The 23,739-nt window shown below is 62.7% G+C and carries 18 protein-coding genes; 9 read left to right on the top strand and 9 right to left on the bottom strand.

Features of this window, described 5'->3' with window-relative positions; all coding sequences use genetic code 11:
• Positions 1–3: 3 nt before the first annotated feature.
• Both B9A31_RS11780 and B9A31_RS11785 read right to left on the bottom strand, forming a co-directional pair.
• Entirely contained in the window at positions 4–603 is a 600-nt protein-coding gene (locus B9A31_RS11780; protein ID WP_019099146.1) for an FMN-dependent NADH-azoreductase, read from the bottom strand.
• Between the two features lie 109 nt (positions 604–712).
• The gene (locus B9A31_RS11785) at positions 713–1,027 is read right to left on the bottom strand and encodes a hypothetical protein (RefSeq protein ID WP_025753884.1); all 315 of its coding nucleotides are present in this window, start codon (positions 1,025–1,027) and stop codon (positions 713–715) included.
• A 48-nt stretch (positions 1,028–1,075) separates the two neighbouring features.
• On the opposite strand from B9A31_RS11785, the gene B9A31_RS11790 reads away from it, so the two are divergent.
• From B9A31_RS11790 to B9A31_RS11805, 4 genes are all read left to right on the top strand, one after another.
• Complete coding sequence (locus B9A31_RS11790; protein ID WP_016711896.1) at positions 1,076–1,999, top strand: LysR family transcriptional regulator; 924 nt, start codon at positions 1,076–1,078, stop codon at positions 1,997–1,999.
• Positions 2,000–2,012: 13 nt separating this feature from the next.
• Positions 2,013–2,825, top strand: a complete 813-nt coding sequence (locus tag B9A31_RS11795) for an alpha/beta fold hydrolase (RefSeq protein ID WP_016711897.1) — start codon at positions 2,013–2,015, stop codon at positions 2,823–2,825.
• Positions 2,819–3,376, top strand: a complete 558-nt coding sequence (locus B9A31_RS11800; RefSeq protein ID WP_019099147.1) for a peptidylprolyl isomerase A — start codon at positions 2,819–2,821, stop codon at positions 3,374–3,376. The genes B9A31_RS11795 and B9A31_RS11800 overlap by 7 nt, the downstream gene beginning before the upstream one ends.
• A gap of 63 nt (positions 3,377–3,439) precedes the next feature.
• A complete protein-coding gene (locus B9A31_RS11805) occupies positions 3,440–5,272 on the top strand; it encodes an ABC transporter ATP-binding protein (protein ID WP_019099148.1) in 1,833 nt (610 codons plus the stop codon).
• A 63-nt stretch (positions 5,273–5,335) separates the two neighbouring features.
• On the opposite strand, the gene B9A31_RS11810 is transcribed toward B9A31_RS11805, so the two are convergent.
• The gene (locus B9A31_RS11810; protein ID WP_026020483.1) at positions 5,336–6,463 is read right to left on the bottom strand and encodes a GNAT family N-acetyltransferase; all 1,128 of its coding nucleotides are present in this window, start codon (positions 6,461–6,463) and stop codon (positions 5,336–5,338) included.
• Positions 6,464–6,725: 262 nt separating this feature from the next.
• Between B9A31_RS11810 and B9A31_RS11815 the strand changes: the two genes are divergently transcribed.
• Entirely contained in the window at positions 6,726–7,970 is a 1,245-nt protein-coding gene (locus B9A31_RS11815; protein WP_016711900.1) for a putative porin, read from the top strand.
• Between the two features lie 137 nt (positions 7,971–8,107).
• Here the strand turns inward: B9A31_RS11815 and B9A31_RS11820 are convergent, their stop codons facing one another.
• Together B9A31_RS11820 and hrpA are read right to left on the bottom strand one after the other, a co-directional pair.
• Positions 8,108–9,229: a beta-ketoacyl-ACP synthase III gene (locus B9A31_RS11820; protein ID WP_019099150.1), complete on the bottom strand. Its 1,122-nt coding sequence runs from the start codon at positions 9,227–9,229 to the stop codon at positions 8,108–8,110.
• Positions 9,230–9,403: 174 nt separating this feature from the next.
• Positions 9,404–13,309, bottom strand: coding sequence for an ATP-dependent RNA helicase HrpA (gene hrpA / locus B9A31_RS11825; RefSeq protein WP_084297006.1), 3,906 nt, complete (start codon positions 13,307–13,309; stop codon positions 9,404–9,406).
• Between the two features lie 495 nt (positions 13,310–13,804).
• Between hrpA and B9A31_RS11830 the strand changes: the two genes are divergently transcribed.
• Together B9A31_RS11830 and B9A31_RS11835 are read left to right on the top strand one after the other, a co-directional pair.
• A complete protein-coding gene (locus B9A31_RS11830; protein ID WP_025753888.1) occupies positions 13,805–15,169 on the top strand; it encodes a glutamine synthetase family protein in 1,365 nt (454 codons plus the stop codon).
• 24 nt (positions 15,170–15,193) lie between these two features.
• On the top strand, positions 15,194–16,501 hold the full coding sequence (locus B9A31_RS11835) for an NAD(P)/FAD-dependent oxidoreductase (RefSeq protein WP_016711905.1): 1,308 nt from the start codon (positions 15,194–15,196) through the stop codon (positions 16,499–16,501).
• 65 nt (positions 16,502–16,566) lie between these two features.
• Here B9A31_RS11835 and fadD1 read toward each other — a convergent pair whose 3' ends face one another.
• Together fadD1 and fadD2 are read right to left on the bottom strand one after the other, a co-directional pair.
• Entirely contained in the window at positions 16,567–18,264 is a 1,698-nt protein-coding gene (gene fadD1 / locus B9A31_RS11840; RefSeq protein WP_016711906.1) for a long-chain-fatty-acid--CoA ligase FadD1, read from the bottom strand.
• Positions 18,265–18,575: 311 nt separating this feature from the next.
• Positions 18,576–20,264 (bottom strand): long-chain-fatty-acid--CoA ligase FadD2, encoded by a 1,689-nt coding sequence (fadD2, locus tag B9A31_RS11845; protein WP_016711907.1) that lies wholly within the window; start codon positions 20,262–20,264, stop codon positions 18,576–18,578.
• 218 nt (positions 20,265–20,482) lie between these two features.
• Between fadD2 and B9A31_RS11850 the strand changes: the two genes are divergently transcribed.
• Both B9A31_RS11850 and B9A31_RS11855 read left to right on the top strand, forming a co-directional pair.
• Entirely contained in the window at positions 20,483–21,427 is a 945-nt protein-coding gene (locus B9A31_RS11850; protein ID WP_084297007.1) for an alpha/beta hydrolase, read from the top strand.
• A gap of 34 nt (positions 21,428–21,461) precedes the next feature.
• A complete protein-coding gene (locus B9A31_RS11855) occupies positions 21,462–21,932 on the top strand; it encodes a MaoC family dehydratase (protein ID WP_016711909.1) in 471 nt (156 codons plus the stop codon).
• Positions 21,933–21,997: 65 nt separating this feature from the next.
• Here the strand turns inward: B9A31_RS11855 and B9A31_RS11860 are convergent, their stop codons facing one another.
• Positions 21,998–23,236 carry an RNA polymerase sigma factor gene (locus B9A31_RS11860; protein WP_025753889.1) on the bottom strand — a complete coding sequence of 413 codons (1,239 nt, stop codon included), beginning with the start codon at positions 23,234–23,236 and terminating at the stop codon, positions 21,998–22,000.
• Positions 23,236–23,721 (bottom strand): SRPBCC family protein, encoded by a 486-nt coding sequence (locus tag B9A31_RS11865; RefSeq protein WP_016711911.1) that lies wholly within the window; start codon positions 23,719–23,721, stop codon positions 23,236–23,238. Before B9A31_RS11865 ends, B9A31_RS11860 begins: the two co-directional genes overlap by 1 nt.
• Between the last annotated feature and the right edge of the window lie 18 nt (positions 23,722–23,739).

Raw genomic sequence — 23,739 nt, forward strand, 5'->3', positions numbered from 1 at the left:
ACCTCAGGCCACGGCCGCCAGTTTGGCCTTGGCCTGGTTGACGCCCTTCTCATGGAACTCGCCGCTCATGTTCAGGCCTTCGGCATGGATGAAATCGACATCGTGAATACCGATGAAGGCCATCACCTGACGCAGGTACGGTTCCTGGTGGTCGCTGCTGGCACCGGCGTGAATGCCGCCACGGGCAGTCAGTACGATGGCGCGCTTGCCGGTCAGCAGGCCCTGCGGGCCGGTCGGGGTGTACTTGAAGGTGATGCCGGCGCGCAGTACGTGATCCAGCCAGGCCTTGAGGGTGCTGGGGATGGTGAAGTTGTACATCGGCGCGGCCATTACCAGCACATCAGCCGCCAGCACTTCATCGGTCAATTCGTTGGAACGGGCCAGGGCCTCCAGTTCGGCGGCACTGCGCTGCTCTTCGGGCTTCATCCAGCCACCCAGCAGATTGGCATCCAGGTGCGGCACCGGGTTCACCGCCAGGTCGCGCACCGTGATCTGATCGGCCGGGTGAGCGGCCTGCCATTGCTGGATGAAATCACGGGTCAGCTGACGGGAAACGGAATCCTGCTGGCGGGCGCTGCTTTCGATGATCAGTACGCGGGACATGGGGTGCCTCCATCGGCAAAAAGGGTTGCGATTCGATGGAGGTGAGATTAAGGCTTGACCTATCGATAAAAAAGCGTAAAAAGTGGGTTCAATCAATCGATTAATCAGTTTATTCCGCGCTACAGCTCAAGGCGATACGCAGTTTGATGATCTGCCGGTTGAACTTGGCGGTGACATCGACGCTTTTACCGGCCGGTACATTCACCCGGCGAACCCGGGGTGCTTCAGGGCCATTGCGGAAGGTCACCTTGCAGGCCGCCGGTACCTGCCCATAGTTGTTGAGGGTAATGGCGCCAATGTCGTAGGCCGTGTCATAGGCGGTGTAGTCAAGCTTTACCCCGGTCAGTTCCTTCTCCACATCGATGGGATAGGCCATGGCCCCGAGGGGCAGGCACATCAGTATTGCCGCACAACATTTCTTCATGGGCCGCTCTCCTTGAAAGAGGGCAGCTTAGGACAACAGGAGCGAAAGATGAAAGCGCCGCGCGTAACCCTTGACCAGTGGCGAACCCTGCAAGCAGTGGTCGATCACGGCGGGTTTGCCCAGGCCGCCGAGGCACTGCATCGCTCACAGTCCTCGGTCAGCTACACCGTGGCCCGCATGCAAGAGCAACTGGGCGTGCCACTGCTGCGTATCGACGGCCGCAAGGCGGTGCTTACCGACGCTGGCAACGTGCTACTACGCCGCTCGCGCCACCTGGTGAAGCAGGCCAGCCAGCTCGAGGACCTCGCCCACCACATGGAACAAGGCTGGGAAGCCGAAGTACGCCTGGTGGTCGATGCCGCCTACCCCAGCGCCCGCCTGGTACGTGCCCTGGCCGCGTTCATGCCGCAAAGCCGTGGCTGCCGGGTGCGCCTGCGTGAAGAAGTGCTGTCTGGCGTGGAAGAAGTCATGCATGAAGGCATCGCCGACCTGGCCATCAGCAGCTACAGCATCGGTGGCTACCTGGGCGCCGAACTGAGTGCGGTGGAGTTCGTCGCCGTCGCCCACCCTGAGCACAGCCTGCACCGCCTGGGCCGCGAGCTGACCTTCCAGGACCTGGAAAGCCAGTTGCAGGTGGTAATCCGCGACTCCGGCCGCGCTCAGCCGCGCGATGTCGGCTGGCTGGGTGCCGAGCAGCGCTGGACCGTCGGCAGCCTGGGCACCGCCGCTACCTTCGTCAGCAGCGGCCTGGGCTTTGCCTGGCTGCCCCGGCACATGATCGAGCGTGAGCTGCGCGAAGGCGTGCTCAAGCCGTTGCCGCTGGATCAGGGTGGCAGCCGCCATCCACTGTTCTACCTTTATTCGAGCAAAGAGAAGACCCTGGGCCCGGCCACGCAGATTCTCATCGACCTGCTGCGCAACTTCGACACCGCGCCACTGGACGTGCCCTTCGCAGCCCCCCCACAAGCTTGAGAGGACCGCGCCCATGGCCTATTTCGAACACGAAGGATGCACACTGCATTACGAGGAATATGGCCAGGGCGAACCACTGGTACTGCTGCACGGTCTGGGCTCCAGTTGCCAGGACTGGGAGCTGCAGGTGCCGGCGCTCAGCCGCCACTACCGGGTGATCCTCATGGACATTCGCGGCCACGGCCGTTCCGACAAACCCCGCGACGGCTACCAGATCGCGACCTTCAGTGCCGACCTGCTCGCCCTGCTCGAACACCTGCACACCGGCCCGGTGCACTTCGTCGGCCTGTCCATGGGCGGCATGGTCGGCTTCCAGTTTGCCGTCGACCACCCGCAATGGCTGCGCAGCCTGTGCATTGTCAACAGCGCCCCCGAGGTCAAGCGCCGCACCCGCAGTGACTGGATATGGTGGCTAAAGCGCTGGGGCCTGGCGCGGCTGCTCAGTGTCGAAACCGTCGGCAAGGGCCTGGCTGAACGCCTGTTCCCCAAACCTCATCAAGCCGAACTGCGACAGAAGATGGCCCAACGCTGGGCGCGTAACGACAAGCGCGCCTACCTCAAGAGCTTCGACGCCATCGTCGACTGGGGCGTGCAGGAACGCATCGGGCAGGTCCACTGTCCTACCCTGATCATTGCCGCCGACCACGATTACACCCCGATACAACTGAAAGAGCGCTATGTCGCGCTGATGCCCAACGCCAGGCTGGTCGTCGTCGACGATTCCCGGCACGCTACGCCCCTCGATCAACCCGAGGTCTTCAACCAGACCCTGCTGCAGTTCCTCGCAGCCGCTTCCACCTCTCAAGGATCTTTGAGCCCATGCTGAAAAAACTCCTGCTCACCGCCTGCTCGGTCGCCTTCGCCACCAGCGTCATGGCCTCTGACAAGACCCCGCACGTTCTGCTGGACACCAGCTTCGGCCAGGTCGAAATCGAGCTGAACGCCGAGAAGGCGCCGGTCAGTACCAAGAATTTCCTGCAGTACGTTGACAGCGGCTTCTACAACAACACCATTTTCCACCGTGTAATCCCGGGTTTCATGGTCCAGGGCGGTGGTTTCACTGACCAGATGGTGCAAAAAAACACCAACGCCCCAATCAAGAACGAAGCCAGCAACGGCCTGCTGAACACCCGCGGCACCCTGTCGATGGCGCGCACCTCGGACCCGAACTCGGCCACCAGCCAGTTCTTCATCAACGTGGCCGACAACGACTTCCTCAACCCCGGGCGTGACCGTGGCTATGCCGTGTTCGGCAAGGTGACCAAGGGCATGGAAGTGGTCGACCAGATCGTCAACTCACCGACCACCATCAAGAAAGGCATGCGTGATGTGCCGGCCGACCCGGTCTACATCAAGTCGGCCAAACGCATCGACTGACCGCAGGCTTCACAGGGACGTGAAACCGCCTGAGGGCAGGATGGAACAGGAGTGTCGTTACCCATGCTGTACCGCCGTTTCGAACAACTGATCGATATTTTCCGCGAAGCACCCAGTGAATCGCCGCCGACCACCGTGTGGCCGTTCTACCTGTATTACCTGCGCCAGGTATGGCCCAGTTTTCTTGCCCTGCTGGTGGTCGGCCTGTTCGCCTCGCTGATCGAGGTGGCCATGTTTAGCTACCTCAGCCGCATCATCGACCTGGCCCAGGGCACGCCCAATGCCAACTTCTTCAGTGAGCACAGTGGCGAGCTGATCTGGATGCTGGTGGTGATCCTGGTGCTGCGGCCGGTGTTCTTCGGCCTGCACGACCTGCTGGTGCACCAGACCATCAACCCCGGTATGACCAGCCTGATCCGCTGGCAAAACCACACCTACGTGCTCAAGCAGAGCCTGAACTTCTTCCAGAGCGACTTTGCCGGGCGCATCGCCCAACGCATCATGCAGACCGGCAACTCGCTGCGCGACTCCGCCGTGCAGGCGGTGGACGCGCTATGGCATGTACTGATCTACGCCATTACCTCGCTGGTGCTGTTCGCCGAGGCCGACTGGCGCCTGATGCTGCCGCTGCTGCTGTGGATCGTCGGCTACATCGCCGCGCTCTTCTACTTCGTGCCAAGGGTGAAGGAGCGTTCGGTGATCTCCTCCGACGCCCGTTCCAAGCTGATGGGGCGGATCGTCGATGGCTACACCAACATCGCCACCCTGAAGCTGTTCGCCCACACCGACTACGAGCAGCAATACGCGCGCGAAGCGATCAGCGAACAGACCGAAAAAACCCAACTGGCGGCACGCGTGGTCACCAGCATGGACGTCGTCATCACCAGCCTCAACGGCCTGCTGGTGGTCACCACCACGGGCCTTGCGCTGTGGCTGTGGAGCCAGTCGCTGATTACCGTCGGCGCCATTGCCTTGGCCACCGGCCTGGTGATCCGCATCGTCAACATGTCGGGCTGGATCATGTGGGTGGTCAACGGCATCTTCGAGAACATCGGCATGGTCCAGGACGGCCTGCAGACCATTGCCCAGCCGGTCACCGTCACTGACCAGCCCAATGCGCCGGCGCTGAAGGTGAGCCGTGGCGCGGTGCGGTTCGATGACGTGGATTTCCACTACGGCAAGGCTGCCAACGTGATCGAAGGGCTCGACCTGAACATTCGCCCAGGCGAAAAAATCGGTTTGATCGGCCCGTCCGGCGCGGGCAAGTCGACCCTGGTCAACCTGCTGCTGCGGCTGTACGACGTGCAGGGCGGGCGTATCCTTATCGATGGCCAGGACATTGCCGAGGTGAGCCAGGCCAGCCTGCGCGCACAAATCGGCATGATCACCCAGGACACTTCGCTGCTGCACCGCTCGATCCGCGACAACCTGCTGTATGGCCGCCCCGGCGCCAGTGAGGCGGAGTTGCTCGACGCCGTGCGCCGCGCCCGCGCCGACGAGTTTATCCCGCAGCTATCCGACGCCCAGGGGCGCACCGGCTTCGATGCCCATGTGGGTGAGCGCGGGGTGAAGCTGTCGGGCGGCCAGCGCCAGCGCATCGCCATTGCCCGGGTACTGCTGAAGAATGCGCCGATCCTGATCATGGACGAAGCCACTTCGGCGCTGGACTCGGAGGTGGAAGCAGCCATTCAGGAAAGCCTGGAAACGCTGATGCAGGGCAAGACGGTGATCGCGATCGCCCACCGGTTGTCCACCATCGCGCGGATGGACCGGCTGGTGGTGCTGGACAAGGGGCGGATTGTCGAGAGTGGCAGCCACAGCGAGCTGCTGGAACAGCAGGGGTTGTATGCCCGGTTGTGGCATCACCAGACCGGGGGGTTTGTCGGGGTGGACTGAAACCTGTGCTGGTCTCTTCGCGGGTGAACCCGCGAAGAGACCAGCACAGGCAATACAAATGGATCAGTCCCGACGATAAGGCAACATCCCCCTCGCCTCCTCGGCATACCCCCTCACCCCTTCCCGCTCCTGCACCAGAAAATCCTCCACCGCCCGCCGCAACCCGGGGTGCAGCAGGTAATGCCACGACCGCGTCAACACCGGCTCGAACCCGCGTATCAGCTTGTGCTCCCCCTGCGCCCCGGCATCGAAACGCTGGTAGCCCTCGGCAATGGCAAAGTCCATCCCCTGATAGAAACACGTTTCGAAATGCAGCCGGTCGAATTCATCCAGGCAGCCCCAGTAACGGCCAAACAGGCTGTCGCCCCCCACCAGGCTCAGCGCCATCGCCACATCGCGCCCCCCCTGACGCGCCATTACCACCCGCACAGCCTCGGGCATGCGTTCGGCCAGCAGGCTGAAAAACGCGCGAGTCAGATAAGGCGCCCGGCGGCGTACGGCATAGGTGTTGGCGTAACAGAGGAAGACGAAATCCCACTGGGCTTCATCCAGTTCATCGCCTCGGTACCAGCGAAAATCAATACCCTGCCCCGCCACCTGCTCACGCTCCTTGCGCATCTGCTTGCGCTTGCGCGAACTCAGGCTGTCGAGAAAGTCCTGGAAATCTCGATACCCCCGATTTTGCCAATGGAACTGGCAACCCAAGCGCTCCATCCAGCCCGGCTGGGCTGCCAGTTGTTCGTCCAGCGCCGAGTCGGTGAAATTGATGTGCGCTCCGGATAGCCCACCCTTGGCCAAATACTCAGGCAGGGCCTGCAACATCATCAAACCGTCAGCCGGATCGGCCGCAAAAAGGCGTGGGCCGCTCACAGGGCTGAACGGCACGGCCCCCAACAGCTTGGGATAGTAGGCAATGCCGGCCCGCTCACAGGCATCGGCCCAGCCATGGTCGAACACATACTCGCCATAGGAGTGCCACTTGCGGTACGCCGGCATCAGCGCCCGCACCTGCCCCTCACGCTCCAGGACCAAGTGCTCGGCAGCCCAGCCAGTGTTTCGCTGGACGCTGCCACTGTCTTCCATTGCACTGAGAAAGGCATGGCGCAGGAACGGCTGACCCGCTGGCACCAGGGCATCCCAGGTGGCCGCCGGAAGATCATGCAAGTTGGCAAGGCTGTACAGGCTGGTCACGGTTTCGGCTCGCTGTGAGAAGGCCTTCAGTATCCCCAAGTAAGGCCCGGCACTCAAATGACGAACGCCGGGCTGATCCTTTTATTCTCAATTACTTAACCGCAGTGCCACTAATCAGACATTAATCTGTCATTGGCCCCCGCAATACTTGCGCCTGTTTTCCGGAACCTCAGAACCTGTCTAGTCAGGCCCTTTCCGAAGACATGCCAACGCAGGGGCAGGCGCTTGAGCCTCCCCCATTTTTTTCAGTAGGGAGAACCTTATGCGTCTTGTTTCTACACTTACCGGAGTGAGCCTCACCGGCATGATGCTGGCTCTGAGCGCCCCGGCCAGTGCTGCTGTCGACGCCAAGCTGCTCGAAATGCTCCGCGCCAACGGCTCGATCAATCAGGCGCAGTACAACGAACTGCAGGGCGACCTGGCAAAAGAAACCAAGGAAAGGGCCGACCAGAAAGCTCAGTCTGAACGGATGAGCAACTTCGAACAGAAAGTGGCATGGGCCGCCAAGACCCAGATCAAGGGTGATGTGCGCCTGCGTTACGAAGACGTCAACGTCGACAACCCGATCTCCCGCAGCGGCAACCAGGACCGTGAGCGTGTACGTGCCCGTGTCGGCTTCTACAGCGAGATCAACCCGCAGGTTGACGCTGGCGTGCGTGTGGCCACCGGCAGCAGCGCCGATGCCCGTTCGACCAACCAGAGCCTGGACAACTACTTCGAGAAGAAATCGCTGTGGGTCGACCTGGCCTACCTCGACTGGCACCCGACTGCCGTGCCCAACCTGCACCTGATTGGCGGCAAGATGATGCAGCCATGGGTGAGCATGGGCGACATCATCTGGGACAGCGACATCAACCCGGAAGGCGTGGCAGCTACCTACAAGACCAACCTCGGCCCGGCCGAAGTGTTCGGCAGCATCGGCCACTACAACCTGAAGGACAACGTCGACGGCGACGGCGTGCAGTTCAAGCACGACGCGCAGCTGTACGCGGCCCAGCTGGGTACCAAGTTCAACGCGGCTGACACCGTCAAGGTTACCGTTGGCGGCAGCGTATACGGCTACGACAACGACAAGGCCTCGGCTGCTCTGCGCTCGCTGGGCAACACCACCGACGAGTTCAACCTGGTTGAAGGCTTCGGTCAGGTCGATTTCACCGGTTTCGCCATTCCACTGTCGGCTTACGGCCAGTTCGTCAAGAACACCGAAAGCACCGATGGCAAGGACAAGGCCTGGCTGGCTGGTTTGAAGAGCAAGATCGGTGCCTGGAGCCTGGACTACAACTACCGCGACGTGCAGCGTAACGGTGTAGTGAGCCTGTTCACCGACTCCGACTTCGGTAACGGCTTTACCGGTTCCCGTGGCCACAAGTTCAAAGTGGGCTACGAAATCGACAAGAACTTCGCCCTGGGCGCGGCCTACATGATGGCCAAGACCGACTACTCCAACCTGCCGAACAGCGATGCGGATGTAGACACCCTGCAGGTGGACCTGGAAGCCAAGTTCTAAGCGACACCCTCTTCTGCTTCACCTGAAGCGGGAAATGCCGACCCCATCCGGCGTTTCCCGCTTTTTTTTGCCTGGAAAAATGCACCGGCCTCTTCGCGGGCGAGCCCGCGAAGAGGCCGGTACAGGCTGACTAAGGATCAGCGCTTGCGCAGAATCACGCTACCAATCGAATACCCCGCACCAAACGAGCTCAATACGCCCAACGAACCCTTGGCCAGGTCATCCTGATAGAGGTGGAAGGCAATCACCGACCCCGCCGAACTGGTATTGGCATAGCGGTCCAGAATCACCGGTGCATCTTCCTCGGCCACCTCACGCCCCAGCAACTTCTTGACGATCAGGTGGTTCATGCTGAGGTTGGCCTGGTGCAGCCAGAAACGCTTCACATCGCTCGGTTGCAGGCCATTTTCCTGCAGGTGCTCACCGATCAGCTCGGCCACCTTCGGGCACACCTCACGGAACACCTTGCGGCCTTCCTGGATGAACAGCTTGTCTGCGGCGCCTTCGCCCTCTTCCGCTGCCCGGTTGAGGAAGCCGAAGTTGTTGCGGATGTTGTTGGAGAACTCGGTCCACAGCTTGGTGCTGACGATGTCGAACTGGTGCGCCGAGGTGGCCTTGTCGGCACGCTCGAGCAACACCGCAGTGGCGGCATCACCGAAAATGAAATGGCTGTCGCGGTCACGGAAGTTCAGGTGCCCGGTGCACACCTCGGGGTTGACCATCAGCACCGCGCGCGCCTGGCCCAGGGCCACGCTGTTGGCAGCGGTCTGGATGCCGAAGGTGGCCGACGAGCAGGCCACGTTCATGTCGAAGGCAAAGCCCTGGATGCCCAGCGCCTGTTGCACTTCGATGGCGATGGCCGGGTACGGGCGCTGCAGGTTGGAGCAGGCGACGATCACGCCATCGACATCGGCAGCCGTGCGGCCGGCACGCTCCAGGGCCTGGCGGGCAGCGGCCACGGCCATTTCGCAGAGCACCGAGGGCTCGTCATTGGAACGCTCGGGCAGGCGTGGTTTCATGCGCTGCGGGTCGAGGATGCCGGCCTTGTCCATCACGAAGCGGCTCTTGATGCCCGAGGCCTTTTCGATAAAGGCCGCATCGGACAGCGGCGCTGCTTCAACTTCGCCGCGCTCGATGGCAGCGGCGTTGTCCTGGTTGAACTGCTGCGACCAGGCGTTGAAGGAAGCCACCAGTTCTTCGTTGGAAATGCTCTGGGCCGGGGTGTACAGGCCGGTGCCGCTGATCACGACGTTATGCACGGTCGTTCCTCTGGTCAAAGGCCATCGCCACGGGGCGCTGGCTGGGAATATGACAATTTAGTGGCACTTTAGTACCAAATCAGGAGCGTACGTTACCCCTGTGGGAGCGGGCTCACCCGCGAAGGGCCGCAACGCGGCCCCAAACTCCCTGAAGTTTGCCACAAATTGGGCAGGTTAGCCTTCCACCTGGCTCCACTGTTTGCTCAATCTTTTGTCGGAAATCGGCACCTTGGTGCCCAACTGCTGGGCAAACAGCGACACCCGGTATTCCTCCAGCCACCAGCGGTACAACGTCAGTTGCTCATCGCGCTTGCCTTCCTGGGCATGCTTGTCGGCACGCGCCTTGTACTGTGCCCACAAGTTGGCCAGCTCACCGCTCCATACCCGGTCCTTCTGCACCTGCGAACCCAGCTTCTCCAGGCGCAATTCCACCGCCTTGAGGTAACGCGGCAGCTCCTTGAACCAAACCCCGGGCGTTTCACGCACAAAGCCCGGGTACACAAGGTTGCCCAGCTGTTGCTTGATGTCGTTCAGCGCCACCGCCTGGCTCAGGTCGATCTTGCCCTTGAAGCGCTTCTGCAGCCCATGCCACAGTTTCAGCACCTCCAGCGTCTGGCGCGCCAACCGCTCGGCATGCTCGGCCCAGCTGCCGCGCTTGCGCTCAGCCAGCCCGGCCAAGGCCGCACCATCACGCGGCAACGGCTGTTCACCTTCAAGGATACAGCTGTCCAGGCTGGCCAGCAGGATGTCCTCGACCAGTGCCTCGACCCTGCCCATTTCACGGTACAGCAGGCCAAGCTCGGTCAGGCCCGGCAGCTTGCCGCGCAGGTACTTGGCCGGCTCGGCCAATTGCTGCAACAACAGGCGCTGCAGGGCACGGCGGTGCTGGAACTCGGCTTCGGCCTGGGTCGAGAAGCGCCCTTCGCGCACGCTACCGCCCTCTTCCACCAACGCCGGGTACACGGTCATCGACAGGCCGGCAATCTTCTGTTGGGCGGTCTGCTTCACTTCGCTGAAAGCCTTCGCCTGCACCGGCTGCTCGCTCTTTTCGGTGCGCGGCACCGCCAAGGCAGCCTGGCTGGCGGCAGCAAAGCGCGCGGTCAGCTCGGCCAGGTCGCGGCCTTCGCCAAGGAACTTGCCCTGGCCGTCGACCACTTCGATGTTCATGCGCAGGTGGCCTTCGACCAGCTGGACCGACTCGTCCCAGGCCTCGTCGGACACCCGCGCACCGGTCATGCGCAGCAGCTCCTGGCCCAGGGCCTGCGGCAGTGCGCCCTGACCGAAGGTCATACGCGCCAGCGAAGCCTTGACGAAGTCCGGCACCGGCACGAAGTTCTTGCGCAAGGCCTTGGGCAGGTTGCGTATCAGCGCCACGCACTTGGCCTCCAGCAAGCCTGGCACCAGCCATTCCAGGCGCTCGCCGGGCAGGCTTGGCAGCAACGGTGCCGGCACCCGCACGGTCACGCCGTCACGCGGGTGGCCGGGTTCGAAGTGATAGCTCAGCGGCAGGCGCAGCTCGCCGACCTGCATGCTGTCGGGGTACTGCGCGGCAGTGACTTCGCTAGCCTCACGGGCCAGCACGTCTTCCTCACGCATGATCAGGAGGTTGGCATCCTTCTGGCTGCCCATGCGGTACCAGCTGTCAAAGGTCGCGGTCTGGTGGATTTCCGCCGGCAGGCGCGCTTCGTAGAAGGCGTACAGCGTTTCTTCGTCAGCCAGAATGTCGCGCCGGCGGGCCTTGGCCTCCAGCTCGTCGAGTTCTTCGAGCAGGCGTTTGTTGGCCGCCAGGCACTTGGCCCGCGACTGTATTTCGCCACCCACCAGGCCCTCGCGGATGAACAGCTCACGCGAAATGACCGGGTCGATCGGGCCAAAGTGCACCGGGCGGCGGCCGACCAGAATCAGGCCGTACAGGGTGATCTGCTCATAGGCCACCACCTGACCGCGCTTCTTCTCCCAGTGCGGTTCGAAGTGGTTTTTCTTGACCAGGTGGCCAGCCAGCGGCTCGATCCAGTCAGGCTCGATCTTGGCGACCATGCGCGCATACAGCTTGGTGGTCTCGACCAGTTCGGCGGCCATGACCCACTGCGGTCGCTTGCGCCCCAGGCCCGAGGACGGGTGCACCCAGAAGCGCCGTTGACGCGCCCCCTGGTAGTCGCCCTCTTCGGTCTTCTGGCCGATCTGGCTGAGCAGGCCGCTGAGGATGGCCTTGTGCATCTTCTGGTAGTCGGACGGTTCCTTGTTCACCGTCAACTGCAGGTCACGGCAGATCAGCGCCAGCTGGCGGTGGGCATCGCGCCACTCACGCAGGCGCAAGTAGTTCAGGAAATGCTTGCGGCACCAGTTGCGCAGCGGGTTGGCCGTCAGCGCCTGGCGCTGCTCTTCAAAACCGCGCCACAGGTTGACCAGCGCGGCGAAGTCGGAGTCCACGTCCTTCCATTGCGCATGGGCCTGATCAGCCGCCTGCTGACGCTCTGGCGGGCGCTCGCGTGGGTCCTGCACCGACAGTGCGCTGGTAACGATCAGCACTTCCTGCAGGCTGCCCAGTCGGGCGCCTTCGAGTAGCATGCGGCCCAGTCGTGGGTCGATGGGCAGGCGGGCCAGTTGGCGGCCAATCGGCGTCAACTGGTTTTCGCGGTTGACCGCTGACAGTTCCTGCAGCAGGTTGAAACCATCGCTGATGGCCTTGCCATCCGGCGGCTCGATGAACGGGAACGCATCGATCGCGCCCAGGCGCAGGTGCAACATCTGCAGGATCACCGCCGCCAAGTTGGTGCGCAGAATCTCCGGGTCGGTAAACGCCGGCCGGCTGTTGAAGTCCTCTTCGCTGTACAGACGTACGCAAATGCCCGGCTCGACCCGGCCGCAACGGCCTTTACGCTGGTTGGCGCTGGCTTGGGACACCGCTTCGATGGGCAGGCGCTGCACTTTGGCGCGGTAGCTGTAGCGGCTGATGCGTGCGGTGCCGGTGTCGATCACGTAGCGGATGCCCGGCACGGTCAGCGAGGTTTCGGCCACGTTGGTGGCCAGCACCACGCGGCGCCCGGTGTGCGGCTGGAAGATGCGCTGTTGCTCGGCCGGCGACAGGCGTGCATACAGCGGCAGGATCTCGGTGTGGCGCAACTGCGCCTTGCGCAGGATTTCAGCGGCATCGCGGATTTCCCGCTCGCCGGGCAGGAAGATCAGCACATCGCCCGGGCCTTTGCCTTCGCTGCGTTCGTGGTGCGCCAGCTCATCCAGAGTGGCGAGGATGGCTTGGTCGACGGTGAGGTCGTCCTCGATCTGGTTGCCTTCTTCATCCTGCTCGCTGGTGAGCGGGCGGTACCAGGTTTCCACCGGGAATGTGCGCCCGGACACCTCGATGATCGGCGCGCCATCGAAGTGTTTGGAAAAGCGTTCCAGGTCGATGGTGGCCGACGTGATGATCAGTTTCAGGTCTGGCCGGCGATGCAGCAGTGTCTTCAGGTAGCCAAGCAGGAAGTCGATGTTCAGGCTGCGTTCGTGGGCTTCGTCGACGATGATCGTGTCGTAGCGCTCAAGAAAGCGGTCGTGCTGGGTTTCGGCCAGCAGGATGCCATCGGTCATCAGTTTGACCAGGGTATTGGCATCGCTCTGGTCTTCGAAACGTACCTGGTAACCGACCAGCCCGCCCAGCGGGGTGCCCAGCTCTTCGGCAACCCGTGCTGCCACGCTGCGCGCGGCGATCCGGCGTGGCTGGGTGTGGGCGATCAGGCCGTGGCTGCCACGCCCCAGTTCCAGGCAAATCTTTGGCAGCTGGGTGGTCTTGCCCGAACCGGTTTCGCCGGCGATCACCAGCACCTGGTTTTCGGCCAGGGCCTTCTTGATTTCGTCACGCTTGGCGGCGATCGGCAGGTTGTCGTCGTAGCGCACGGTCGGCACGCTTTGCTGACGTGCAGTGACCTGGGCGCAGGAGGCCTGGACCTTTTCCACCCACTGCGAAAGCTTCGCCTCGTCGGGGCGCTTGCGCAGTTCGTGCAGTTGCCGGCGCAGACGATGGCGGTCGGCAATCATGGCGTGGTCGAGGTTTTGCAGCAGTTTGTCGATGGCGTGGTCAGTCATGGGGCTTTTTAGTGATGCAGGTGGCCCTGCTTTTTCATGATCGGCATTCGAAGGATGCGCGATTGTCGCAGATTTGGGCCTACTTTGCTGTCATGGTAGGAGAGCGGCCTTGTGCCGCAGCCCTTCGCGGCACAAGGCCGCTCCTACAGGGATCGTATAGCGGCTGAAAGTTTAGCAAGGGTATACGTAAAGGTTGCCATTCACTGCTTTAATCAACCTTACGCCGCATGTGAGTATCAAAAGCATGACTCCCGTCCAGCACATCGCCCCACCGTCGTCCCGCCCTTCGTTACCGAAGGCCCGGAGCCGTGCCGGGGAAAATCCGCTGGTGCACATCATCCTCGCCTTCTGGGCCTTGTGGCACTGCCGTCACGCACGCCCACCGGACTGCCCGCTCACGCCTTTGTGACCAAACCCGGCCATTGTCTGGCCGTTTGACTCAACTGGACCGCGCGTTCTGCGCGAACGTCCTGTGCGCCCGTGAGCGAATACATCATGCACTTTGCACCTGTAGAGCAGGCTTCCCGTTTCCTGGCTGAAAACCCCGATATCGAGCTGTTCGAACTGTTCATCCTCGACGCCAACGGCGTACCACGCGGCAAGCTGCTGCACCGTGATGAATTGCTGGCCGTGTACCAGACCGGCCGGCCGCTGCCCAGCACCATCCTTGGCCTGACCCTGAACGGTGACGACGTGGAAAATTCGGGCCTGGTGTGGGACGTGGGCGACATCGACTGCCGCGCCTACCCACTCGAAGGCAGCCTGGTGCGCCTGCCCTGGCGCCGGGTGCCGACCGCGGCCGTACAAGTCAGCATGCACCCTACCGAGGGCCTGCCAGCCAGCATCGCCGACCCGCGCCATGTGCTGCTGCGCACCATCGACGCCCTGAAAGCCGACGGCTACCACCCCGTAATGGCCTGCGAGCTGGAGTTCTACCTGCTCGACCAGCAACGCGATGCCCAGGGCCGCCCGCAACCGGCGCTGGACAATGACGGTGGCCGCCCACGCACCACCCAGGTCTATGGCCTGCGCGAGCTGGAACAGATCGAACCCTTCCTCGCCGACCTGTACGCCGCCTGCAAGGCGCAGGGCATTCCGGCGCGCACTGCGATTTCCGAGTACGCCCCCGGCCAGGTGGAAATCACTCTTGAGCACGGCGACGCCCTAAAAGCGATGGACCAGGCCGTGCGCTACAAGCGCCTGGTTAAAGGCGTGGCCCATGCCCACGGCATGCAGGCCTGCTTCATGGCCAAGCCGTTTGCCAACCTGGCCGGCACCGGCATGCACATGCACCTGAGCCTGGCCGACAGCGCGGGCAACAACCTGTTCGCCAGCGAAGACAAGGCCGGCACCCCGCTGCTGCGCCAGGCCGTGGCGGGCATGCTGCGCCACCTGCGCGACTCGCTGCTGCTGTTTTGCCCCAATGCCAACTCGTTCCGTCGCTTCCAGGCCAACAGCTATGCGCCGCTGGCCCCGACCTGGGGCGTGGACAACCGCACCGTGAGCCTGCGCGTGCCCGGCGGCCCGGCCAACAGCCGGCATGTAGAGCATCGCATTTGCGGCGCCGACGCCAACCCTTACCTGGCTGCCGCAGCGATCCTCGCCGCCAGCCATCGCGGCATCCGCGAACAGCTGGACCCAGGCGCACCGGTGGAAGGCAACGGCTATGCCCAGGCCACCGAGCACTTGCCCACCGACTGGCTGACCGCCCTCGATGCCCTGCAGCATTCCCATTGGGCTCGCGAAGCCTTGGGCGACGACTTCCTTGGCGTGTACCTGAAGGTAAAGCGTGCCGAGTACCGCCAGTTCATGGCCGAAGTCAGCGAGCAGGACTGGCGTTGGTACCTGCACCAGGCCTGAGCCCCTATCTAACAAGGAACACCCATGAACGCAGCATTGAACAAAGGCCCGGCGCAGCGTGCGCCGTCCTATTACACCGCCTCCCTCAACGACCACACCGAGTACCCGCAACTCAAGGGCACGGTGCAGGTGGATGTGGCCATCATCGGCGGCGGCTTTACCGGCGTGGCCACGGCGGTGGAGCTGGCCGAGCGTGGCCTGAAAGTGGCCATCGTCGAAACCAACCGCATCGGCTGGGGCGCCAGCGGGCGCAATGGCGGCCAGGTCACCGGCAGCCTGTCGGGTGATGAGGCCATGCGCTCGCAGATGCGCAACCACCTGGGTGCCGAAGTCGACGACTTCATCTGGCACTTGCGCTGGCGCGGTCACCAGGTGATCGAGCAGCGCGTGGCGCGCTATGGCATCGACTGCGACCTCAAGCGCGGCCACCTGCATGCGGCAATGAAACCTTCGCACATGGACGAACTGCGTGCCTTCGAGGCCGAGGCCCACCGCCGTGGCATGGGCGAGCAGGTGCAATTGCTGGACCGTGCGGCAGTGGCCGAGCACCTGCAAAGCCCGCTGTACCTGGGCGCACTGAAAAACCTGCGCAACCTGCACCTGCACCCGCTCAACCTGTGCCTGGGTGAAGCCCGTGCGGCCCACAGCCTGGGTGCACTGATCTTCGAGAACTCCGAGGTGCTGGACATCGTTCACGGCCCGCGCCCGGCAGTGGTCACTGCCCATGGCCGGGTCGAAGCGCGCCAGGTAATGCTGGCCGGCGATGTGTATCACAAGCTGGAAAAGCGCCAGCTCAAGGGCAAGATCTTCCCGGCCATGGGCGGCATCGTCACCACCGCGCCGCTGGGTGAGCTGGCCGAGCAGATCAATCCGCAGGACCTGGCGGTATACGACTGCCGCTTCGTGCTCGACTACTACCGTCTGACCGCCGACAAACGCCTGCTGTTTGGTGGCGGCGCCAATTACTCGGGCAAGGACTCACGCGACATCGAAGGCGAGCTGCGCCCGTGTATCGAACGCACCTTCCCGGCGCTCAAGGGCGTGCCGATCGAGTTCCAGTGGAGCTGTGCCATGGGCATCGTGGTCAACCGCATTCCGCAGTTGGGCAAGCTGTCGGACAACGTATGGTATTGCCAGGGTTACTCGGGGCATGGCATTGCTACCAGCCACATCATGGGCGAGATCATGGCCGAGGCATTGACCGGGACGCTGGAGAAGTTCGACACCTTCGCGCAATGCAAGCATGTGCGCGTGCCGATGGGGGACTTGCTGGGGAACCCGCTGCTGGCGGCGGGGATGTGGTACTACCAGATGCTTGAAAAGCTGCGCTGATTTCACTGGCCTCTTCGCGGGTAAACCCGCGAAGAGGCCAGTAAGGCCAGCATAGATTCAGAAGGTCAGGCGATCTTCTTCAGGCCCTGCTTCTTCAGCTCTTCATCACGCAACTCGCGACGCAGGATCTTGCCCACGTTGGTAGTTGGCAACGAATCACGGAATTCGATCATGCGCGGCACCTTGTAGCCGGTAACGTTGGCACGCATGTGCTCCATCACCTGCTCCTTGGTCAGGGTCATGCCCGGCTTGACCACGATGAACACCTTGATCACCTCACCCGACTTCTCGTCCGGCACACCAATGGCCGCGCACTGCAACACACCCGGCAAGGCCGCCAGCACATCTTCCAGTTCGTTGGGGTACACGTTGAAGCCCGAGACCAGGATCATGTCCTTCTTGCGGTCGACGATGCGCATGTAGCCGTCCGCCTGGATCAGGGCGATGTCACCGGTCTTCAGCCAGCCTTCGCTGTCCAGAATTTCGGCGGTGGCGTCTTCGCGCTGCCAGTAGCCCTTCATCACCTGCGGGCCCTTGACGCACAGCTCGCCCACTTCGCCCAACGGCAGCTCGTTGCCGGCGTCGTCGATGATCTTGCACAGGGTCGAAGGCACCGGAATCCCGATGGTACCCACCTGGTTGGCCTCTGCCGGGTTCACTGCCGCCACCGGGCTGGTTTCGGTCATGCCGTAACCTTCGCAGATGGCGCAGCCGGTAACGGCCTTCCAGCGTTCGGCCACGCTCAGTTGCAAAGCCATGCCGCCAGACAGGGTGATTTTCAGCGCCGAAAAGTCCAGGGCGCGGAACGCCTCGTTGTTGCACAGGGCAACGAACAAGGTGTTGAGGCCGACAAAGCCGCTGAACTTCCACTTGCCCAGTTCCTTGACCATGGCCGGCAGGTCACGCGGGTTGCTGATCAGCACGTTGTGGTTGCCGATCAGCATCATCGCCATGCAATGGAAGGTAAAGGCATAGATGTGGTACAGCGGCAGCGGCGTGATAAGGATTTCGCAGCCTTCGTGCAGGTTGGAGCCCATCAGCGCCCGACACTGCAGCATGTTGGCCACCAGGTTGCGGTGGGTGAGCATTGCCCCCTTCGCCACGCCCGTGGTGCCGCCGGTGTACTGCAGCACCGCCACGTCGTTGGCCTGCGGGTTGGCCTCGGTTACCGGCTGGCCCTTGCCCAATGCCAACGCATCGTTGAAGCGTATGGCACGCGGCAGGTTGTAGGCCGGTACCATTTTCTTCACGTACTTGATCACGCTGTTGATCAGCAAGCGCTTGAGCGGCGGCAGCAGGTCGGCCACTTCGGTGACGATAACGTGCTTGACCTGGGTCTTGGGCACCACCTTTTCAGCCAGGTGGGCCATGTTGGCCAGACACACCAGGGCCTTGGCGCCGGAGTCGTTGAACTGGTGTTCCATCTCCCGCACGGTGTACAGCGGGTTGGTATTGACCACGATCAGCCCGGCACGCATGGCACCGAATACTGCGACCGGGTATTGCAGGACATTGGGCAGTTGCACGGCAATGCGGTCACCCGGCTTGAGGTCGGTATGCTGCTGCAGCCAGGCCGCAAACGCCCCCGACAGCGCATACAACTCGCCATAAGTGATAGTCTTGCCCAGGTTGCTAAAGGCCGGTTTGTCGGCAAAGCGTTGGCAGGATTGCTTGAGTACTGCCTGGATATTGGGGAATTCGTCAGGATTGATTTCCGCCGTAATCCCGGCTGGGTACTTATCCTTCCAAAAATGTTCGATCATGGAAGCCCACTCCTTCAGCAACAGCGAAGTTCGATTGGCGCGTCGATGCGCTTATTATTGATATGAGACGGCGGTTCGTTGCAAACCGGATCGTCTGAAAGCGGGCCGAGAGTAACAGCTTTGCCTAGGGTCGCCTAGAGGCCAAAACAGGCCTTGCAGTCACAAAAATGACTCAATGAACAATACAAGTCATTTTTAGAGTTTTTAACCAAAATGTCGCGGATGGCTTGAGTTTTGTAAGGTTTCGCAGATCGAACGCCGCCCGCGCGGCGCTCGATCTCAACAACACCACTAAGTCAAAGCCATACCCATCAAGCGATATCCCGCAGTTCCCGCCGCAAGATCTTGCCCACAGGCGTCATCGGCAACGACTCGCGCAGCACAATGTGCTTGGGCACCTTATAGCCGGTAAAGTTGGCCTTGCAGTAGGCCTTGAGCTCATCCACGCTCAGCCCCCCCTCACGCGGCACCACGAACAGCTTCACCGCCTCGCCGGAACGCTCGTCCGGCACACCGATGGCTGCACAGTTGGCGACCTTGGGGTGGCCCATCACCACATCCTCGATCTCGTTGGGGTAAACATTGAAGCCCGAGACGATGATCATGTCTTTCTTGCGGTCGACGATGCGAGTGAAACCGTCCGGGTCGATCACCGCAATATCGCCGGTCTTGAACCAGCCGTCCGCATCCAGGGCCTGGGCCGTGGCCTCGGGCTGCTGCCAGTAGCCCTTCATCACCTGCGGGCCCTTGATGCACAACTCGCCCCGCTCGCCCAGCGGCATCTCGTTGCCGTCATCGTCGATCACCTTGAACGCGGTACCCGCCACCGGGATGCCCACCGTACCCAGTCGGGCAAGCTTGCCATAGGGGTTGGTGCTGGCCACCGGCGAGGTTTCGGTCAGGCCGTAGCCCTCGACGATGCGACACCCCGTAAGCGCTTCCCAGCGCTCGGCAGTGGCCTTGACCAGCGCCGTGCCGCCGGAGTTGGTGACCTTCAGCGCCGAGAAGTCCAGCTGACGGAAGCCCGGGTGATCCATCAGCGCAACAAACAGGGTATTCAGCCCCAGCAGCGCGGAGAAACGCCACTTGCCCAGCTCCTTGATGAAGCCCGGGATGTCCCGTGGGTTGGTGATCAGCACGTTGTGGTTACCGGTGACCATCATGCACATGCAGTTCGCGGTAAAGGCATAGATGTGGTAGAGCGGCAGCGGCGCGATCATCACCTCCTGCCCGTCCTTGAGCAGCTTCTGCCCGTCGGGGCCATGCTGCGAGAAGCAGGCCAGCACCTGCAGCATGTTGGCCACCAGGTTGCCGTGGGTGAGCATCGCGCCTTTGGCAAGGCCCGTGGTACCGCCGGTGTATTGCAGCACGGCGATGTCGTCCAGGCTCAGCGGCACCGGTTTGTGCGACAGCTCGCGCCCTTGGCGCAGCGCCTGTTTGAACGATACCGCCTGGGGCAAGTGATAGGCCGGCACCATCTTCTTCACTTTGTCGACCACCGTGTTGATCAGCCAGCCTTTGGCGGTGGGCAGCAGGTCGCCCATCTTCGCCTCGATCAGGTATTCGATGCCGGTATCGGGCAACACCTCCTGCACACGCTTGCCGAACATGTTCAGGTACACCAGTGCGCGCGCGCCGCTGTCCTTGAACTGGTGGCGCATTTCGCGCTCGGTGTACAGCGGGTTGGTGTTGACCACGATCAGGCCGGCGCGCATGGCGCCGAAGACGGCGATGGGGTATTGCAGCACGTTGGGCATCTGCACCGCGATGCGGTCGCCCGGTTTGAGGTCGGTGTGCTGCTGCAACCAGCCGGCGAAGGCGGCTGAATGGCGCTCCAGCTCGGCGTAGGTCAGGGTCACGCCCAGGTTGCTGAACGCCGGGCGGTCGGCAAAGCGCTTGCAGGAGCGCTCGAACACCTCGACGACCGAGGCGTAGGCATTGATGTCGATGGTGGAAGGCACGCCCGCCGGGCGCTTGTCATTCCAGAAGTCGGCTTGCATTTATTATTGTTCCTCTGCCTGGACCTGCACTGCGTCCTTTAGTCCCTTACCTGATCGCCAGCCGGCGAAAAGGCGTTGATCCGACGTTAACAGGTAAGTCCAAGGTGGCATATACGCCAAGTGCCGCCATTAACATTGTGAATCTTATTTGTGCCCTTCCTGCAATCCGGCCGGTTGTGCATACACTGTTCGGGTACCCGTGCGCACAAGGACCCGCCATGCCTCACGACGCCTTCTGGCTACCCGCCAGCGAGCACTGCAGCCTGTACGTGCACCAATGGCTGCCGGCCAAACCGGTGAAAGCCGTGGTGCTGCTGGCCCATGGCATGGCCGAGCATGCCGGGCGCTACCAACGCCTTGGGCAGGCCCTGAGCGAGGCGGGCTTTGCCCTGTTCGCGGCCGACCAGCGCGGTCACGGGCGCACTGCCGAACAGGGCAGCCTCGGCCTGTTCGCCCGCCATCATGGCTGGAATGCCGTGGTCAACGACCTCGGCCGGATGGCCCAGCACATCGGTCAGCAATACCCGTGCACGCCGCTGTTCCTGTTCGGCCACAGCATGGGCAGCTACATCGCCCAGGCCTACCTGCTGCACCACAGTGCCAGCCTGCACGGGGCCATCCTGAGTGGCTCCAACTACCAGCCGGCAACGCTTTACCGAGTGGCCCGGCAGATTGCCCGGCTGGAAGCCTGGCGTCAGGGGCCGTTGGGCAAAAGTGCATTGATCGAGTGGTTGTCGTTCGGCTCGTTCAACAAGGCGTTCAAGCCCAACCGCACCGCATTCGACTGGCTCAGCCGCGACCCGGCCGAAGTCGACCTGTACGTCAACGACCCGTTGTGCGGCTTTCGTTGCAGCAACCAGCTGTGGCTCGACCTGTTACAAGGCTTGGCGCAGATCAGCCAGCCGAGTAACCTCGCGCAGATCGATCCGAACCTGCCGATGCTGGTGATCGGTGGTGAATGTGATCCGGTCAGTGCCGGCAAGCGTCTCACCCATCTGGCCGACGCCCTGCGCGCGACCGGCAATCGAAATGTACAGCTGCGCGTCTATCCTCAAGCGCGGCATGAAGTACTCAACGAAACCAACCGTGACGAGGTCACCGCCGATATCCTCGGCTGGCTTGAACAGGCGCTGGCCCTTGGCCGCCCCGTGCGCAGTGAATGATAGCCACCCTCGCCTAACGCTTAAGGAAGCACCGATGTCCCAGGTCACCAACACGCCTTACGAAGCCCTCGAAGTCGGCCAGAAGGCCGAGTACAAGAAGTCCGTTGAAGAACGCGACATCCAGCTGTTCGCCGCGATGTCCGGTGACCACAACCCGGTTCACCTGGATGCCGAGTTCGCCGCCAAGAGCATGTTCCGCGAACGTATTGCACACGGCATGTTCAGCGGCGCGCTGATCAGTGCAGCAGTGGCCTGCACCCTGCCAGGCCCTGGCACCATCTACCTGGGCCAGCAAATGAGCTTCCAGAAGCCGGTGAAAATTGGCGATACCCTGACCGTGCGCCTGGAAATCCTCGAGAAACTGCCGAAGTTCAAGGTGCGTATCGCCACCAATGTGTACAACCAGAACGATGAGCTGGTGGTCGAGGGTGAGGCCGAGATCCTGGCACCGCGCAAGCAGCAGACCGTCGAGCTGGTGTCGCCGCCGAATTTTGTGGCTAGCTGAAGATCGATATAGCCAGTACCGGCCTCTTCGCGGGCGTGCCCGCGAAGAGGCCGGCACAGCAAACATCATTCAATGGCCTGAAGCCGCCGCTCAATGTGCCTGCGCTCCGGCTCCTGCCGGGTCAGCGCCAGCGCCTGCCGCCAAGCCGCACGGGCCTCCTCGACCTGCCCCAGTTGATAGTGCAACTCCGCCCGGGCCACATGCGCCAGGTGATAGTCCAGCAGCTCCCCTCGCGCCATAATCCCCTCGACCACCTGCAAGCCAACCTCCGGTCCATCCCTCTTGGCCACTGCCACCGCCCGGTTCAGCTCCACCACGGCTGAAGGCCAATGCCGCTGCAACACGTCATAAAGCCCGACAATCTCCGCCCAGTCCGTCTCCGCTGCCGTCGATGCTTCGGCATGCACCGCGGCAATCGCGGCCTGCACCGTATAGGCGCCGAACGCCCGGCTTTGCAGCGCCTGGCGCACCAGCTCGCAGCCTTCCTCAATGCGTTGCCGGTCCCACAGGCTGCGGTCTTGCTGCTCCAACACCACCAGGTTGCCCTGGGCATCGGTTCGCGCCTGCTGCCGGGACGCCTGCAGCAGCATCAAGGCCAGCAGGCCAACCGCCTCCGGGTCGGGCAGTAACTGCACCAGCAACCGCGCCAGGCGGATCGCTTCATCGCTTAGGTCCTGCTGCAGCAGCGCCTCGCCCGATGACGCCGAATAGCCTTCGTTGAACACCAGGTAGATCACCCGCAAAACGCTCTCCAGCCGTTCGGGCAGTTCGTTCAATTCCGGTACCTGGTACGGGATGGCTGCATCGCGAATCTTGGCCTTGGCGCGGACAATGCGCTGGGCGATGGTGGCCGGGCTTTGCAGGAAGGCGCGGGCAATCTGTTCAGTGGTCAGGTCGCAGACTTCGCGCAGGGTCAGCGGTACCTGGGCATCGGCGGACAGTGCCGGGTGGCAGCAGGTGAAGATCAGCCGCAGGCGGTCATCGGCCAGCAACTCTTCTTCGCTGGGATCCTGTGCCTGGCCGTCGAGCAGCATGCTCAGGTCGGCCTGGGAGCGGTCGAAACGGGCGCGCCTGCGCAGCGCATCGATGGCCTTGAAGCGCCCGGTGGAAACCAGCCACGCCCTTGGGTTTTCGGGGATGCCGTCGCGCTGCCAACGCTCGACGGCGATGAAGAAGGCATCATGCATGGCCTCCTCGGCCAGGTCGAAATCACCCAGCAAGCGGATCAACGTTGCCAAAATGCGTCGCGACTCCCGCCGGTACACCGCCTCGACTTCGGTGCGCACTTGCGCCAGTGCCGCCATCAGTCGGGCATCCGCTGGGTCACCACCTCCACCAGGCGGTCCAGGCTTTCTCCCCAGCCCTGGTGAAAGCCCATTTCCTCATGGGCCCGGCAGTCGGCGGCATTCCAGTGCCAGGCGCGGGCGGTGTAGCGGGTTTTGCCTTGCTCCTCGTCAAAGCTGATCACGGCGGTCATGAAGGCCTTGTTCGAGGGCACCCAGCCGGGGCCGAAGGCATCGGTGAACACCAGCCGCCGTGGTGCGGCAATCTCCAGAAACACACCCTGGTTCGGGTACTCGCTGCCATCCGGCGCGCGCATCAGGGTGCGGAACAGGCCGCCGGCCCACAACTGCATCTCGCACTCCGGTGTGGTCATGCCGTGCGGCCCCCACCACTGCATCAGCCACTGGGGTTCGGTCCAGGCGCGGAACACCTTGGCCGGGGGGGCGTCGATCAAGCGGCTGATGGACAACTCGTGTTGGGCAGGTGCAGGTTGGGCAAGGCTCATTGTTGTTGTGCTCCTTGG

Origin of the sequence: Pseudomonas sp. URIL14HWK12:I5, assembly GCF_900176445.1 — a bacterium.
Taxonomy (GTDB): Bacteria; Pseudomonadota; Gammaproteobacteria; order Pseudomonadales; family Pseudomonadaceae; genus Aquipseudomonas; species Aquipseudomonas monteilii.

Coding starts and splice junctions, on each gene's coding strand:
- B9A31_RS11780 (WP_019099146.1), bottom strand. CDS start 603: ATGTCCCGCGTACTGATCATCGAAAGCAGCGCCCGCCAGCAGGATTCC.
- B9A31_RS11850 (WP_084297007.1), top strand. CDS start 20,483: ATGCCTCACGACGCCTTCTGGCTACCCGCCAGCGAGCACTGCAGCCTG.
- B9A31_RS11815 (WP_016711900.1), top strand. CDS start 6,726: ATGCGTCTTGTTTCTACACTTACCGGAGTGAGCCTCACCGGCATGATG.
- B9A31_RS11800 (WP_019099147.1), top strand. CDS start 2,819: ATGCTGAAAAAACTCCTGCTCACCGCCTGCTCGGTCGCCTTCGCCACC.
- B9A31_RS11785 (WP_025753884.1), bottom strand. CDS start 1,027: ATGAAGAAATGTTGTGCGGCAATACTGATGTGCCTGCCCCTCGGGGCC.
- B9A31_RS11835 (WP_016711905.1), top strand. CDS start 15,194: ATGAACGCAGCATTGAACAAAGGCCCGGCGCAGCGTGCGCCGTCCTAT.
- B9A31_RS11805 (WP_019099148.1), top strand. CDS start 3,440: ATGCTGTACCGCCGTTTCGAACAACTGATCGATATTTTCCGCGAAGCA.
- B9A31_RS11860 (WP_025753889.1), bottom strand. CDS start 23,236: ATGGCGGCACTGGCGCAAGTGCGCACCGAAGTCGAGGCGGTGTACCGG.
- fadD1 (WP_016711906.1), bottom strand. CDS start 18,264: ATGATCGAACATTTTTGGAAGGATAAGTACCCAGCCGGGATTACGGCG.
- fadD2 (WP_016711907.1), bottom strand. CDS start 20,264: ATGCAAGCCGACTTCTGGAATGACAAGCGCCCGGCGGGCGTGCCTTCC.
- B9A31_RS11865 (WP_016711911.1), bottom strand. CDS start 23,721: ATGAGCCTTGCCCAACCTGCACCTGCCCAACACGAGTTGTCCATCAGC.
- hrpA (WP_084297006.1), bottom strand. CDS start 13,309: ATGACTGACCACGCCATCGACAAACTGCTGCAAAACCTCGACCACGCC.
- B9A31_RS11830 (WP_025753888.1), top strand. CDS start 13,805: ATGCACTTTGCACCTGTAGAGCAGGCTTCCCGTTTCCTGGCTGAAAAC.
- B9A31_RS11790 (WP_016711896.1), top strand. CDS start 1,076: ATGAAAGCGCCGCGCGTAACCCTTGACCAGTGGCGAACCCTGCAAGCA.
- B9A31_RS11855 (WP_016711909.1), top strand. CDS start 21,462: ATGTCCCAGGTCACCAACACGCCTTACGAAGCCCTCGAAGTCGGCCAG.
- B9A31_RS11795 (WP_016711897.1), top strand. CDS start 2,013: ATGGCCTATTTCGAACACGAAGGATGCACACTGCATTACGAGGAATAT.